The 16309-nt window shown below is 41.2% G+C and carries 12 protein-coding genes and 1 pseudogene; 11 read left to right on the top strand and 2 right to left on the bottom strand.

From position 1 onward, the window contains the following. Nucleotides 1-21 precede the first annotated feature (21 nt). From AB1L08_RS05810 to AB1L08_RS05775, 8 genes and pseudogenes are all read left to right on the top strand, one after another. Nucleotides 22-1197, top strand: coding sequence for an NAD(P)/FAD-dependent oxidoreductase (locus AB1L08_RS05810; protein WP_413063721.1), 1176 nt, complete (start codon nt 22-24; stop codon nt 1195-1197). Next, on the top strand, nt 1194-2231 hold the full coding sequence (locus tag AB1L08_RS05805) for a 4-hydroxyproline epimerase (RefSeq protein WP_413063720.1): 1038 nt from the start codon (nt 1194-1196) through the stop codon (nt 2229-2231). The genes AB1L08_RS05810 and AB1L08_RS05805 overlap by 4 nt, the downstream gene beginning before the upstream one ends. Then, nucleotides 2228-3166 carry a proline racemase family protein gene (locus tag AB1L08_RS05800; RefSeq protein ID WP_413063719.1) on the top strand — a complete coding sequence of 313 codons (939 nt, stop codon included), beginning with the start codon at nt 2228-2230 and terminating at the stop codon, nt 3164-3166. The genes AB1L08_RS05805 and AB1L08_RS05800 overlap by 4 nt, the downstream gene beginning before the upstream one ends. Nucleotides 3167-3200: 34 nt before the next feature. After that, the gene (locus AB1L08_RS05795) at nt 3201-4670 is read left to right on the top strand and encodes an alanine/glycine:cation symporter family protein (protein ID WP_413063718.1); all 1470 of its coding nucleotides are present in this window, start codon (nt 3201-3203) and stop codon (nt 4668-4670) included. Nucleotides 4671-4887: 217 nt separating this feature from the next. After that, nucleotides 4888-5784, top strand: a complete 897-nt coding sequence (gene dapA / locus AB1L08_RS05790; protein WP_413063717.1) for a 4-hydroxy-tetrahydrodipicolinate synthase — start codon at nt 4888-4890, stop codon at nt 5782-5784. Between the two features lie 21 nt (nt 5785-5805). Then, nucleotides 5806-7290, top strand: coding sequence for an aldehyde dehydrogenase family protein (locus AB1L08_RS05785; protein ID WP_413063716.1), 1485 nt, complete (start codon nt 5806-5808; stop codon nt 7288-7290). 271 nt (nt 7291-7561) lie between these two features. Next, nucleotides 7562-7657: pseudogene (locus AB1L08_RS05780) on the top strand (DNA-binding protein); the annotation flags it as partial. A 143-nt stretch (nt 7658-7800) separates the two neighbouring features. After that, entirely contained in the window at nt 7801-7992 is a 192-nt protein-coding gene (locus AB1L08_RS05775; protein ID WP_413063715.1) for a cupin domain-containing protein, read from the top strand. A 350-nt stretch (nt 7993-8342) separates the two neighbouring features. Here the strand turns inward: AB1L08_RS05775 and brnQ are convergent, their stop codons facing one another. Together brnQ and AB1L08_RS05765 are read right to left on the bottom strand one after the other, a co-directional pair. Next, entirely contained in the window at nt 8343-9704 is a 1362-nt protein-coding gene (gene brnQ, locus AB1L08_RS05770) for a branched-chain amino acid transport system II carrier protein (RefSeq protein ID WP_413063714.1), read from the bottom strand. 301 nt (nt 9705-10005) lie between these two features. Next, a complete protein-coding gene (locus tag AB1L08_RS05765; protein ID WP_413063713.1) occupies nt 10006-10989 on the bottom strand; it encodes a proline racemase family protein in 984 nt (327 codons plus the stop codon). A 185-nt stretch (nt 10990-11174) separates the two neighbouring features. On the opposite strand from AB1L08_RS05765, the gene AB1L08_RS05760 reads away from it, so the two are divergent. The 3 genes from AB1L08_RS05760 to AB1L08_RS05750 all read left to right on the top strand — a co-directional run bounded on the left by AB1L08_RS05760 (nt 11175) and on the right by AB1L08_RS05750 (nt 16074). Continuing rightward, a complete protein-coding gene (locus tag AB1L08_RS05760; protein ID WP_413063712.1) occupies nt 11175-12560 on the top strand; it encodes a sigma-54 interaction domain-containing protein in 1386 nt (461 codons plus the stop codon). Between the two features lie 387 nt (nt 12561-12947). Next, nucleotides 12948-14639, top strand: coding sequence for a PucR family transcriptional regulator (locus AB1L08_RS05755; RefSeq protein ID WP_413063711.1), 1692 nt, complete (start codon nt 12948-12950; stop codon nt 14637-14639). Between the two features lie 355 nt (nt 14640-14994). Further along, complete coding sequence (locus AB1L08_RS05750) at nt 14995-16074, top strand: dipeptidase (protein ID WP_413063710.1); 1080 nt, start codon at nt 14995-14997, stop codon at nt 16072-16074. The last annotated feature ends 235 nt before the right edge of the window (nt 16075-16309 follow it).

Genomic DNA, 16309 nt, shown 5'->3' with positions numbered 1-16309 from the left:
ACACCGAAGGGAGGAACAGCTTTGAAACATTGTGACGTGTTGGTGATCGGCGGGGGCATTATCGGTTGCGCCATCGCCTATTACGTGTCCAAATCCGGGCGGCAAGTGTCCATTGTTGAAAAAGGAGATTTTGTAAGTGGTACATCTTCCCGCTGTGACGGAAATATTTTGGCCATTGATAAAGATCCGGGTTTTGACAGCCGGATGTCTTTGGTCAGCCAACAGCTCGTTGATGATTTATCGTGCGAGTTGGATTACCCGTTTGAATATCGGGCTCCCGGAAGCATCCTTGTCTGTGAATCGGAAGAGGAAATGGAAGCGGCTGAGCAATGGGTAGAGCGCCAAAAAGCAGAGGGATTGCCGTTTCGGATGCTGGACCAAAGCGATATACGGCAAGAGTCCAAGTATTTTGCGGATGATCTGCTTGGCGGCTTGGAATGTGCCACAGATTCAACCGTCAATCCATACATGCTCGCTTTTGCATTGTTGGAGGCGGCCATGAAGCAGGGGGCGGAGGCCTGGAAACATACAGAGGTCATGGATGTAAAAAAGGAAGAAAACGGGATGTTCTCCGTCGATACATCGAACGGACTGTTTACAGCGAACCATGTCGTGAATGCTGCTGGTGTGTGGGCCCCAAAAATTGGAGAAATGCTCGGTCTGTCGATTCCAATCAAGCCGAGGAAAGGACATATTATCGTTGCCTCCAGACAGGACTATGTCGGTTCCAGAAAAGTGATGGAGTTTGGCTATTTAATTTCAAAGTTTGGCGGCGAACGCCGGGTCGATCCGTTGACGGAAAAATACGGGGTGGCTCTCGTCTTTGAACCAACGGAAAGCCAAAATTTTTTAATCGGGAGCAGCCGGGAATTTGTTGGTTTCAACACGAAGGTGAGGCAAGAAGTGATTCAATGCATTGCGCGCAGGGCCATTCGCTTTTACCCGAAAATGGCGGATATGATGATGATTCGTTCTTATGCAGGCCTCAGGCCGTACACGGAAGATCATTTGCCCATCGTGTCGCGGGTTGATGAAATTCCTCATTTTTATATAGCAGCAGGGCATGAGGGGGACGGAATCAGCCTGGCTGCTGTTACCGGGAAAGTGGTCGAAGAAATGATTAATGAAAAAGAGACCTCCATACCCATCACTCCTCTCAGCTATAACCGTTTCAAGAAAGAGGTGGCCAGCATTTGAAGGCACAAAAGGTGTTTACAACGATTGATACACATACGGGAGGAAATCCGACAAGAACGCTCATCAGCGGACTTCCCGAATTAAAAGGAAAGACGATGTCGGAGAAGATGCTGTACATGAAAAATGAATATGACTGGATCCGCAAGCTCCTCATGAATGAACCAAGGGGGCATGATGTCATGTCCGGTGTTCTCTTGACGGAGCCGTGCGATCCCGATGCGGATATCGGAGTGATTTATATAGAAACGGGCGGGTATTTGCCGATGTGCGGACATGATACGATCGGTGTCTGTACAGCTCTGATTGAGTCAGGAATCATCACGGCAAAGGAGCCTGTCACATCCTTGAAACTGGATACGCCGGCCGGATTGGTGGAAGTAGATATCCTTGTAGAAAACGGGAAGGCGGTGGAAGTTTCTTTTAACAATGTGCCGTCATTTTTGTTGAAAAGCGTTAACGTTGATGTCGAAGGTATCGGCGAAGTGCAGGCGGATATTGCATATGGCGGGAACTTTTACGCGATTATCCATGCAAAATCGGTCGGGCTTGACTTGGTTCCTGAAAACGCCTCCGACATTATTGCCAAGGCGATCAAAATCAGAAATGCCATCAATGAAACAACGGAAGTCGTCCACCCGCAATATCCGTTTATCACGGGGCTTACCCATGTGGAATTTTTCACGGATCCTACGCATAAAAAGGCGGACGTGAAAAACACGGTCGTTGTACCGCCGGGCGGAATCGACCGTTCACCGTGCGGGACGGGGACTTCAGCGAAGTTGGCTGTTCTATATGGGAATGGCGAGATAAAAATCGGGGACAAATTTGTCCATGAGAGTATCGTCGGTACGTTATTTAAAGGGCGCGTACTGCATGAAACGAAGGTCGAAGGTGTGGAGGCGGTTGTGACAAACATATCGGGATCGGCCTGGCTAATGGGAATGCACCGTTTTTTTTACAACGAGGAAGATCCGCTCAGGGAAGGGTTTCTTCTCATTCCGCCGATGGAGCAGGAAACGGAGGATGTGACATGAAGCTGCAAAAAATATACAGCACGACAGACGTGCACGTAGCGGGCGAAGTTTTTCGGATCATCCATGATGTGCCTCTCGTTCATTATAGGAGTCTGCAAGAATTGGAGGAAAAGCTTCCGGCCGCCTTTTCGGAAGAAATTTCACTGCTTGTCAAAGAGCCGCGTGGGTTTGCAGGGATCACCGGCTGTCTTGTTGTCCCGCCTGTAAGTAAAGAAGCAGATATAGCCGCCATCTTTTTCAGCCAAGAGGGAACTGTTTCTGATCATTATGGCGGAATCGTTGCCGTTCTGACTGCCTTGCTTGAAAACGGCCAATTAAAGGAGAAAGAGTCCGGAGAATATTTGATAGAAACCGTTCAAGGCATCCTTTCGGCAGCGGCCGTCATGGAGAAAGAACAGGTTGTATCGGTCGGGCTGAAACTTGGAGGCTGTACTTTGATTCAGGCTGATGCACCCCTCAATCATTTGGCATATACAGTAGTTCAGGCAGATCAGAGATATGCATTGTTTCATAAAAGCGATGTGACTGCCGTCATTGAGCTAAAAGAGCTTTCGGCGTTAAAAGAATGGGGGCAAAGCACTTTGCAGGCGCTAAAACCAAATCCGGAAATTCAAGGAGTAATCCTTATGGATGATTGCTCCATTCAGCAAGGGCGACTCAAAACCATTACATTCCGGAAGGACGGCTGGATCATCCGTTCACCGGGTTTCGGTCCTACGGCAGCTTGCTTGGCAAGCCTATTGTCAAAAGGGGATCTTAAACCCGACGAGGCCATTAAAAATGAAAGCATTTTTGGAAGTTTTCTCGAAGCCAGGGCGGAACAAAAAGGTGGAAAGTATCAGTTCAATTTAGAAGCAAGAGGATTTATTACCGGTTTGCAAACATTCGTGCTTGACCCGACGGATCCTTTGCCGAAAGGCTTCTTGATTAAGTAAATGACCCATTTGTGATAGGAAGGGAGACTCACATATGGAAGAAATGATTAATTGGCTGGTTGATCAAGTATGGGGTACCGGTCTTGTTGTTTTAGCACTTGGTGCGGGGTTATTTTTCACCATTATGACGCGGTTCGTACAAATCCGGTACTTTAAGGAAATGATCAAGCTGCTGTTTGAGGGTAAAAGTTCCGAGAATGGGATTTCTTCTTTTCAGGCGTTTTGCTTGGCTTTATCAGGCCGAATAGGGGTAGGAAATATCGCCGGCGTTGCTACCGCTATTGCCTACGGCGGCCCCGGAGCTGTTTTTTGGATGTGGATCATGGCTTTGCTGGGCGGAGCAAGTGCCTTTATTGAATCAACGCTTGCTCAAGTATACAAGACTAAAGTTGGAGATGAATACCGCGGAGGAACTCCGTATTTTATTGAAAAAGGATTGAAGCTTAAGTGGTTTGCCGCCATCATGGCCGTAGTTGTAACGATATCCTACGGATTTTTAACACCTGGGGTACAGGCAAATAATATTGCGGCGGGATTGGAAAACGCGTTTGGTTTAAGCAAGACTGTTACAGGAATATTCTTGGTTATCCTGCTCGGAGCTGTTATTTTCGGAGGCGTAAAACGCATCGCGAGTGTATCACAAACCGTTGTTCCATTTATGGCTTTAGGTTATGTTGCAGTTACTTTTATTGTTTTGGGGATGAATTATGACAAAGTTCCGGCTATGTTTTCCCTGATTTTCACCAGTGCATTCGGATCTAATCAAATTTTTGGAGGGATTGTGGGAACAGCAATTGCCTGGGGTGTAAGGCGTGCAATTTTTTCTAATGTTGCCGGCTGCGGTGAGGCAACCTATAGTTCCGCTGCTGCCGAAATAACGCATCCTGCCAAACAGGGATTGGTACAGGCTTTTTCTGTCTACATCGATACCATTGTGGTTTGTACGGCAACCGCTTTAATGATATTGGCAACCGGGATGTATAACGTTACACCGGAAGGAAAAGCCCCTATTGTCCAGCCGCTGGCAAATGTTGAACCTGGTCCGGTCTATACTCAGATGGCAATAGAAACGGCATTGCCTGGGTTCGGCCCCGGATTTGTCTCCATTGCCATTTTCTTCTTTGCTTTTACAACATTAATGGCTTATTACTATATTGCCGAAACGACGTTGGTGTATTTGAGCGGCAAGCGGGATTTGCCTTGGCTGAAAACAATTCTAAAAGTTGTCATGCTCCTCATGATCTTTGTCGGCAGCGTTAAATCATCATCCATGATGTGGGCTCTTGGCGATATCGGATTTGGCTCAATGGCATGGCTCAGTCTGTTAGCAATTGTGCTGCTTACTAAACCGACTTTAAAGGTATTAAAAGATTATGAAACTCAGAAAAAAGCGGGTAAAGATCCAGTTTTCGATCCCATTACAGCCGGCATTAGCGGTGCTGATTTTTGGGAGGAAAAAAGTCGTGAAGAACGTTCTCCCGGTAAAAAGAGTTCACTCGGATAAAAATGAAAGCGATTTAACAAATCATGCACCTGAAGCTATCCGTACCATTTATTGATGTCAACGCTTCGGCTTCGGTAAATGATTGCAGGTTCATTGAATGGAAAACGGGACTTTATGGTTAACAGCAACAAGTTCATTGGTATACGGAATACTCAGTGAGCAAAAGAGACAGATCAACAGATTGACAGACATAATATATAAATGGGAGGAAAAAAGCATGTCAAAAATCAGAGGAGCTTTTCCGGTTTTAATTACCCCGATGAATGAAAATCAGGAGATTGATTGGGAGGGCGTCAAGAACAATGTAAATTATTTTATCGAGCAGGGTGTCGCCGGAATTATCATCAACGGTAGCACAGGGGAGTTCGTCAGCCTGACGAAGGATGAAAAATTCAGGATGGTTGAAACGGTGGTCAAAGAAGTGAACGGACGAATCCCGGTAATGGTTGGAACAGCGTCCGAAACGACGAAAGAAACGATCGAATACACGAAGCAGGCGGAAGCGAACGGCGCGGAAGCAGCCCTTATTATCAATCCATACTACTGTAAACCAAAGGAAGAAGAAATTTATTTTCATTTTAAAGAAGTAGCCAAAGAAACGAACCTCCCAATCATGCTGTATAACAATCCCGGCCTGTCGGGAATTGACATGGGCACAGAGCTGATGCTTAGACTTGGGAGAGATTGCGAGAACATTACACATGTCAAAGAATCGAGCGGGGATATCCAGAAAGCAAGGGACCTGGCACGTGAAGGAAAAGGCGACATTGAAGTGTTTTGCGGGGCCGAGGAGCTTGTCATGGAATCGTATTTCGTCGGAGCTACAGGCTGGGTATCCGTGGCCGGCAACATCGTACCGAAGCTTGTAACAGACATGTTTAACCATTTTCAAAAAGGCGAGATTGACAAAGCGTGGGACATCAACGACCGCATTCTCCCGCTCTGCAAATTTCTGGAAGGGTCAGGGAAATATGTGCAAATCGTCAAGCGGGCCATGGAACTAAATGGCCAGGCCGGAGGTCCGTCCCGTTATCCGAGGCTGGGATTGACGCCGGAGGAGAAAGAGAAGTTGAAAGCGATTATGGCGAATGTAACCGAGATTTCTCATATCTAGTCAAGTGAAGGAGGAAGGAAAATGCTTATTTCCCAAATTGAACTGAAACCGAAAGTAAAGGAATTTTTAAGTGGGCCGATTGGTCTATATATTAATGGAGAATTTACGCCTTCAACAAGCGGGAAAACATTTGAAACGATCAATCCGGCAACAGAGGAAGCACTCGCAACCATCAGTGAAGCGCAGCCTGACGATATTAACCTGGCGGTTGAAGCGGCCCATAAGGCCTTTCATAAAGGTCCGTGGTCGGAATTGACGACAGCAGAACGATCTCACCTCATTTATAAATTTGCTGATTTGCTGGCAGAAAACAGGGAGGAGCTTGCCCAGCTTGAAACGCTTGATAACGGAAAACCTTATCAATGTGCGCTGGAAGACGATGTCGATGGAACAGTGAACCATTTCCGCTATTATGCCGGATGGGCAACGAAGTTGTATGGACAAACAATCCCCATTTCCAAACAATATTTAAATTATACGGTTCACGAACCGGTAGGGGTTGTGGGGCAAATTATCCCGTGGAATTTTCCATTGGCCATGGCATCATGGAAAATGGGAGCGGCACTTGCAACGGGTTGTACCGTGGTGATCAAGCCTGCCGAACAAACGCCTCTTTCGCTTCTTTATGCAGCTAAACTTTTTAAAGAAGCAGGCTTTCCTGACGGCGTGGTCAATATCGTTCCGGGATTTGGCCCAGTAGCTGGTGAAGCAATTGTTACACATCCAAAGATCAATAAAGTGGCATTTACCGGATCGACAGTTACGGGTAAAAACATCATGAAAAAAGCGGCGGATCAAATCAAACATGTCACCCTGGAACTTGGGGGCAAATCGCCAAACATCATTTTTGAAGATGCCAATTTGGAAGAAGCGATTGAAGGAGCCTTCCAAGGGATCATGTACAATCACGGACAAAACTGTAGCGCAGGTTCACGTGTCTATGTGCAGCGTTCATTGTACGACAAAGTTTTGAATGCTCTTGCAGAAAAAGCGAACCAACTTGTTTTGGGCAACGGTCTCGATGAGAAAACGGAAATGGGGCCGCTCATTTCCAAGAAGCAATTAGAGCGCGTCCTTGGCTATATTCAAAAGGGAGAGGAAGAAGGAGCCAAAATTGTTGCAGGCGGAAAGCGGGCATTTGATAAAGGCTATTTTATGCAGCCGACTATTTTTGCCGATGTGACTGATGATATGGTCATCGCCAGGGAAGAAATTTTCGGCCCGGTCGTTGTTGTCATGCCGTTTGACACAGTGGAAGAGGTCATCCGCAGGGCAAACGACAGCAATTATGGCCTGGCCGCGGGGATTTGGTCGGAAAATATTCAAACAGCCCATTATGTGGCAAGCCGTCTCGAGGCTGGCACTGTCTGGATTAACGACTACGGCTTGGAAATGGAAGGCGCTCCATTTGGCGGCTATAAACAATCGGGGATTGGCCGGGAACTGGGAAGCTATGCCCTCAATGAATATACTGAAGTGAAGAGTGTGTGGGTGAAGGTGAAATAACGATCATTTTATTTGAGCAAGGAAATGGGCAGCCATTAAGGCTGCCTTTCCTAATCGATCGTTTTAAATAAAAGATAATTTTAAAAAGAAAAAAGGGTTGATTAATTCAGTTTTTTACAACTAATTTAATCTATACTGTAAAAAGAGGAGAGAGGATATTGATGGAGGACATTTTTATGAAGATTGATCAACTAAGAAAAGAGAGGAGGCTACCTTAAAAGAATTCGGTACTGCAACTGGCCTTTCTGTCAGTTTCCTTTCGCAAGTTGAAAGAGGAACAACTTCATTGGCCATTACCTCATTGAAGAAAATAGCAGATGCTTTAGAAGTGCCAATGGTATATTTTTTGAAGATGATAGCGATTTAAACTATGCGGTTTATAAAAAGGAACAAAAGCCTTTTCGAATAAGCAGTTCAGATTCGACTCTAATACGATTAAGCAGCCATTTCCCTGACAGAAAAATTGATGCTTTTATTGTTGCCTTAGACCCAAAGCATAAAGACCCAGAATTGGTTCAGCATCCAGGAGAAGAGTTTTATTATGTATTGGAAGGTGAGGTTCTTATTTATATTAATGAAAAAAAATACTTGTTAAAAAAGGGGGATGCCATTCATTTTCCTTCAACCATTCCTCATAAATGGGAAAATTCGCTTGATAGAGAGACTAGATTAATCAGTTCAGTAAATCCGGCCGTTTTTTAATTTGCGGCAGGGAATGTAATGTATCCCTTTGTCAAGATCATTTTTTTAAGATAAACCCTCCTTCCTGAATTTGTCTTTTTATTGTCTTTACAAGTGTAGAAAATTCCCCTAGTCCACGATCCACTAAGAAGTGGCACGGTGGTCAAGGGCAAGTAGCTTCATGCTTATCAACAAAATCAACTACACTATAAAATATTCGGCAACAACATTAGGACGGATTCAGATACAACCTTCATGTGCAGTTTACAAAGGTACGGCGCTGATACTCGCTAAAAATCGGGTTTTAAGGGTATGTTGAGGTAGAGGAGAGATTTTCCTCCTCTACCCCCAACCTTTGACTATATAATAGTCTACTCTGACTCCTGCACTCCCTGGCCAGTCATTGTAAGCAATGTAGAAGGTTCTTTTCTTGCTTTCGCTACAATTAATCCAATTAAAAATCCTATGAATCCGGTAATAATCCAGCCGGCGCCATTTTCGAACAATGGGATGAAGTCAAAAGTATTGTTAATGGCCTCTGGGGCAATGCCTGCATCTTTAATGGCATCAAGGATGGCGACAACACCTGTTCCAATCATTGTTCCGACATAAACAGATCTGTGGCCTTGGAACAAGTTGTTAGTAAAGATCAAGACAATCAAGGCAATCGCCAAAGGGTAAAGCAGCAATAAGATTGGGGAGGCCAACGTTAAAATGGTATTCAATCCAAAGTTTGTGATGATCAGTCCCAAAATGGAAAAGATGATTAGCCATTTTTTATAAGAGACTGACGGAATAATCCTCTCAAAGTACTCAGAAACCGCTGCTAAACAAGCTACATTCGTTGTGATGCCTGTTAAGAAGATAACGGTTCCGATCATAAAGATGCCAGATTTGCCGAATAAAGTAAGGGCACTTTGGGCGAGGATTTCTCCTCCATTTTCTTTAAATCCGATAGAGTCAACACTCGAAGCTCCAATCCAAGCCATGGAAACTTGCAAAGCAACTAGTCCGATGATTGTGATGATACCGGCCTTAATAAATAGGCTTGACACTGCTTTTTCAGATTTGATCCCTAGTGCACTAATTGATTTAATGAAGATACCGCCAAATACGAAAGCAGCCAGTACGTCCATCGTATAGTAACCTTGGGTAAATCCTTTTAAGAAAGCGCCTCTTATATATTCCGCTTGAGGGTCTCCAAAGCTTCCCATCGGTGTAATGATCGACTTTCCAATTAAAACAATTAATAAGATCACGAAAATCGGTGTGATGATTTTTCCTAGGCGATCAACAAATTTTGTTGTGTTCCATGAGAGCCAAATCGTTAAAACGATAAATATCACTGAAAAAATAAATAGGTAAATATTCATGTTTGATGTTGCTGCTGTTAATGGGTTAATCGCAATTTCATAAACAACAGACGTTGTTCGTGGAATTACATATATTGGTCCAAGCGTTAAAAACAACAAAACTGAATATACGACTGCAAAAGTAGGGTGAACTCTTCCGGCTAACTTTTCAATTGTTCCCCCACCTCGGGTTAACCCAATAATTGCGAGCAGCACTAAGCCAACCCCTGTGATTAAAAATCCGCCCATTGCAATCCAAGTGTTTGTACCAGCTTGTTGGCCTACCATCGGCGCAAAAATAACGTTTCCGGCTCCTAAAAACATAGCGAAAAGCATTAATCCAATGGCAAGTATTTGTGAAAAAGGCAATTTATTTTCCATTCTTTTTCCCCTTCCTCTATTGGTTGTCATGTGTGCCTTTGTTGAAAACGATTGCAATCACTGCTAAACACGTTTGCATCTAGTTCTTTGAGTGGAAAGGCCTTTAGCCATTCCGCTTTTGTTTATTCCATTTTTGTAAAAGAGAATAGTATAAAAACGGCTATCCACGCTTCTTCTTCATCTTTCCAGTTGGGTCTATGATGGAGGAGAGCATTGCCACTTGTACATGTAAAACTTGTTGTGGAGACAATGATCGTATTCACTTATTTTCACTTTTCCAACCGATACTTTTAGAGTTCTATTATTTCAATAAGAAGCCTTCAGTATAAGGGTCGGTGGCTTCCAGCGAAAATTTATGAAATCCTGTAATCCATGCAGAACCGGTGATTTTAGGAATAATCGCTTCATAGTTCTTCACTTTAGTGAAGTCCACTACGGTTCCTTTAAATTGGGACCCAATGATGCTTTCCTGAATGATTTGCTCTCCTCGCTTTAAATCGAGGGTTGCCAGTTTTGCACATGTTCCTGTTCCGCAAGGTGATCGGTCGATTTGTCCTTCCCCAAAAACCACAGTATTCTTATAATGATTCGCTCCTAGTTGCAAACTAAATTCGACAAGATCTACAGTGTTAATTTCAGGTATTTCTGGGTGGGAAATGGTCAATTGCTCATTAGCGGCATCTTTGATGGCCATTCCAAGAGCAGTAATTCTATCCTGTTCCTCAATATCCAAATGAAGGTCAAACTGCTTTGCCCCAACGATAGCGAAAAAGCTGCCTCCAAAAGCAATATCTACTGTGACCCAGCCCTCGTCTTTTACTAGAATTTTTATATCTTTTTCAAGTAAGAAGGCCGGTACGTTTACAAAGGAAACTTCCTTCACTTTGTCGTTTTCGTATGTGACGAAACACTCTACCATTCCTGAAGGCGTATTGAGCAGCACTTTATCTTTTTTTTCAAGGCGACCGGTTTGTATGGCCACCGTTATGGCGGCGATGGTTCCGTGGCCGCACATATTTAAGTAGCCGCCACTATCCATAAACAAGACGCCAAGATCACATTTTTCTTCGCAAGGTTCGGTTAAAATAGCGCCAAACATGTTTAAATGCCCTCTTGGCTCATGCATCAGAAGCTTGCGGAGATGATCCATCTCTGCTTGCACATACTGTTTCTTCTCCATCATCGTTTGACCATTAATCACTGGAATGCCTCCAACTATAATTCTAGCGGCTTCTCCCATCGTGTGTGCGTCAACTGTTTCAATGAAGCCATATTTATCAACCATCTCTTCAGAACCTCCTACTAATAGTTCATAGAGTTATATACGCAAATACCATGCCAACAAAAAAGGCATTCCAAAGGTTATATGATAAGGCTTTCATTATGCAGTATGATAGAATTGTAATATAAGTTTACAAAAATGTAAAATTGGTGTTAACATAAAATTAACAACTTTACAGGGGGATCATCATGAGTCACATGTCACATGATTATTTAATCCACTACATAAGAACGCTTATTAAAATAAGCCCGGATGCGGTCACAATTGTGAATGCATTAGGAGAAGTAATGTATTGGAGTAAGCAGGCTGAATTCATTTACAGTATCCCATTTAAAGAAATAAAAGGAAAAAAAATTAGTGAGTTTTTTAATAAAGAGGATTTAAAAGTTCTAGAAATCTTGGAAACAAAAAAACCCGTTTTTAATGCCTATCATCAGCCTCGCCCGGATAAACATGTATTAATAAGTTCATCTCCTATTTTTGATGAAACCGGGAACCTGATCGGGGCTATTTCGATAGACCAGGATATTACTAGTATTGTGAAATTAAACGAGAAGCTAACATTGAAGACTACACAATTACAAAAATTAAAACAACAATATAATGTACAAGGAAAAATTGGACCTTTATCCGATATTAAAGGCAATAGTACCGCTATAAGGCAAACGAAAGAACTGACCCTTAAGGTGGCTAAAACAGATGCGACCGTTTTAATTCAAGGAGAAAGCGGTGTTGGGAAAGAGTTATTTTCCCAAGGTATTCATGAAGCGAGTTTGAGAAAAGAGCAACCTTTTATTCCGGTCAATTGCGGTGCTATACCAGAGGCGTTGTTCGAAAGTGAGTTCTTTGGCTACGAAAAAGGATCTTTCACAGGTGCTTCTAAAAAAGGTAAAGCTGGAAAAGTGGAAATGGCAGACGGCGGTACTTTATTTTTAGATGAAATCGGCATGCTGCCTCTCGATATGCAAGTAAAGCTATTAAGGGTCTTACAAGAAAGAGAGGTTTATCGCGTTGGGGGAAATGAACCGATCAAGGTAGATATTCGGGTTGTGGCAGCCACTAATAGTGATCTCATGAGTATGGTTAAACAAGGTACGTTTCGTGAGGATTTATACTACCGTCTCAATGTGGTAACATTGAAAATTCCCCCGCTTAGGGAGAGGATTGAAGACATTCCCATCTTAGTGAGAAATTTTATTCAGGAGTTTGCTGCCAAGTATGATAAAACAGAACCATCTCTTTCAGAAAGTGCCATGACGATGTTTATGAGTTATCACTGGCCCGGTAATGTTAGAGAATTAAAAAATGTAGTAGAACGAATGATGATATTTACTGATAAAGAAACAGTTTCAGCAGAAGATCTTATTCATATATTTCCAATCGGTACAAAGAAAGAACTGCCGAAGGAAGAAAAGCCCGAGAGACTCCTTCAAGAAAAGGCGCTTTTAGAAAAAGAAAGAATAGAAGAGGCGCTCATAGAAACTTACGGCAACAAAAGTGCTGCAGCCAAAAAGCTAGGCATTTCGAGAGTGACCCTCTACAAAAAAATTAAGGAGTATAATGTTCGGGTTTAAGAAACACGTGAACATATTGGCGTCAATCAAGCTTTATCTCATTTTTCCAGCGCTGCATTGTAAAGACTGCTGTTATATTTTAATTTCTACCGTACTTTGAATGTACAATAAGCAGAACAACTCTAAGGGTATGATAGTCTAATGGTTAATCAGGAAATGAAGCTATGGGGCGCATCTGAGCGAATTCTAAAATCTGATATGAATATGCAAAATGTACATTTAATAGACATATTTTGATTGTGTTAAAATATGTTTATAAGGTCCCCAAGGTCCAATTGGATTGTTAAAAATTATTTTTTCATACAATTTGCGACAAAAGATTTTTCTAGAAAATCAGCCTGGATTATATACGATTTTTTGCGGAGAACTAAAAGGGGGATGGTCTTGTTGAAAATTACTTACAGGGTTGTTGGGGATCGGGATATTCAACATGAACAATTAAATGTTATAAACAAAGGTGTAAGTGTAGAAAAAATTTCGCAAATTGACTCCATTTTCCAAGCAGTTTTCGTTCCTGCAAAATGTGAGAGAGTGATTAAAAAGGTATCTGTTATAGAATTAAAAGAGTTTAGTTCATGGTTAAAAGGTGATGAACTAGCACTTACGACATTGCAAAATTTTAACACAAAGGAGCTTCAAATTTCACTTCTAGAAAAACTAATTAACGGTAATGTTGCTTGCCTCGCATTTCACCCGGGTAATAATCATAAGAAATATCAAATTTTTGAAGAAACAATTCTTTATGCAAAGCGCTTTAATTTTCCTATTTTCCAAGTATTTCCTAATGTTACTTATGCTGAAATCATTGAGTTGATTTTTAAGCTGGAATTAAAAGAGCAAAATAGTGGAATTGATGTACTGAAGGAAATAAATAAAATATACTTTCAATATTTATCACACAACATACACCTCAAAGATGCTCTCTATAGAATACAAAAACTATCTAATGTCGAAATGCTTCTCACAGATGTAAGTATGAGTCCGGTTACCGTTGACCATTTGAGCAGATCCTCGAGGTTATTACAATTATTTAAAAGTAGCCATTTTACAGCATTTGTTAATCAAGAGGATGTATTTAAACTTTTTATAAATGGCAACAGAATCATTATAGAGATAGCAGAGAGCGGTAATTTCACAAAAATAATAGCAGAACCAATCACGAATAACAATTATCTTAGATCCGTCATCTTTATCTTATTAGACTCCAATCAATTTTTTTCTTACGAATTATTAAAAACAACTGTGGAAGCGCTATCTATAGATAAAGACAACTCCAACTCCTATGAAGAAAAAACAAGAATGGAAGCTTCCGCCAATCGGGAACTTTTTGAAAAAAATAACTTAAAACAAGCGGAAATGCTTTATGAAAAACTTGATTTAAAAATAAGTGATAAATCAGTAATTATTGTGATGGATGTCACCTTTGAACAAGTTGATAATAAAATAGACCATATGAAGTATGTGAAGAATCTTAAAATGCGGATTACTAAATATATTGAACTATATTTGCCAAAAAGCGACTTTTCATCCTGGTATAAGGATTATCTCGTTGTGTTTATTTCATCTGGGACGAAACATTATAAACATGAACTTACTCAAAAATTAGTCGACATCATGAGGAATCATTTTTCGTTCATGAACTGTTGTATAGGTTTAAGCTCTTCAGAAACGGATAACTTGTACATGTTGTTTAAAGAATCATTAGCTGCGATAGAATATGGTAAAAAACATAAGAAAAAAATTACTAGTTTTGATGACATTGGATTTTTGCAAATTTTCACAAATTATGAAAAAGATGATTATTTAATAAAATACTATGAAAAAATATTGCATCCAATATTAGCGCTGGAATCGAGCCAGCAATATGAACTGCTAATCACCTTAGAAAGATTTATTGATCATAATTTAAATTATAAAGATACGGCTGAAAATTTATATGTCCATCCGAACACAGTTAGATATAGAATTCAAAAAATTAAAGAAATATTTGGAGATGAGAGTATATTTACTGATCCATCTAAAAGATTTAATATTTATTTTGCATTAAAGCTATTGTCCCAATATTCAAAACAAATATAGGTAAAACGACAAGTAGAAAAGAAGTAAAAAATTCATTTGGGTAGAGCAAAGGGGTTCTCTGCCCAATAACCAGATTTTTTGATGCTGGCCATTTAGAGACCGAAATGTTTGTATATTTTTAGCCTCAAAAATTCCCTCTTTTCTTCACTTAAGCTGCTTCATATATATTGCATCATTTCCCGCATTTGTTAATGGATTACATAATACATTTAATTTTTTGTAATAAAAAACATATATCCTGTCGTGAAGCTTCATTAAAATAAAAGTGCGCTACTTAAAAAGGAACGGCTAAACTTTTTCGCAAATCCATATTTGCGAAAGCAAAGCTTCGGCCAAAAAGATTGGTGGTAATAAAATGTATTTTATAGATTTGCATAGTGATATTTTATTGGATGTAATGAGGAGAAGGTCCAAAGGAGAACGCCAAGTAATAGAAAAAAGACATTTGCCGATTCTCCAAATAGCGGGCATTAATGCACTTGGGCTCACTATATGGATTGAGTTGGACCAGGCACACCGTGCAGCCGAAAGAACAAGGGAAATGATTCAAGCATTAACTGCTGAGTTGAGTGAATCTACGGAAAGTTTAGTGCTCGTTAAAACCCCGGAAGATGCTCAAGGGGCAATAGAGGCAGGGAAGCTTGCAATTTTATTGACTATTGAAGGTATGGCTGCACTGGAAGAAGATGAAACTTTATTTTTAGCATTATGTAATGCTGGCTTAACTTCCGGACTTTTAACCTGGAATGAAGCGAATGGATTCGCTAGCGGATATCCTGGATATGATTATTCAGAGGCTAGAAAGCTGTCAAAGTCTAGAAAAGGATTTTGGTTAACAGGACTTGATGGGCCAAGTGAAGGCGAAGTTCGTGGTATTACTTCTAAAGGCCGTTTATTACTTAAAAATATGGCGAAAATGGGCGTTATGCTTGATTTGTCCCATTTAAATGACAAGTCTTTCTGGGACGCCCTTGACGCATATCCTGGCCCGGGAGTATTTGCTTCTCATTCAAATGCCCGCTCGGTCTGTAATATTCCGCGAAATTTGAACGATGATCAGATAAAAGCCATTGCTGAACGAGATGGAGTGATTGGATTAAATGCCTTTTCGGCATTTGTGGACCCCGACAGACCTGGGGTTGACCGTTTTATAGATCACGCAGTTTATATTGCGGATCTGGTGGGAACGAGACATCTCAGTTTTGGTTTTGATTTTATAGATTATATGAATGATGAAGACTTGGAAAGCATTGGAGGAGAATTACCGGGTAATCCCGGGTTAAATGGAGCGGAAGATGTTCCAAATCTGATTAGTGAGATGAAAAAACGAGGTTTCTCTAATTCAGATTTAAAGGGAATTGCCTGGGAAAATTTTGCGCGTGTTTGGAGAACAGCCATTGATTTTAAGAGAAGAAATAATGATAGATTCTATTAAAAAAACGAAGAATGATAAATAAATGATGTAGAGGGAAAAAAGCAGACGAAATCAAGAGCTTAAACAAAGCCTTAACATGCTAATTGCCATATAAAACTAATAAAAATCTTGGGGAATAGACTTTCCCAAGATTTTTTTCAACGCAGCTCATCTTGGAAGGATAGGAATTTAATAAATTTGTAGAACGTTTACAACAAAGCGGAAAACCTTTGTTAATGGCTTATATATGATTAGG

It is taken from the genome of Siminovitchia jepli, assembly GCF_047228825.1.
Taxonomy (GTDB): Bacteria; Bacillota; Bacilli; order Bacillales; family Bacillaceae_C; genus Siminovitchia.
Note: the sequence above shows the minus strand (reverse complement) of the source record. Positions and strands in the feature narration are given on the sequence as shown.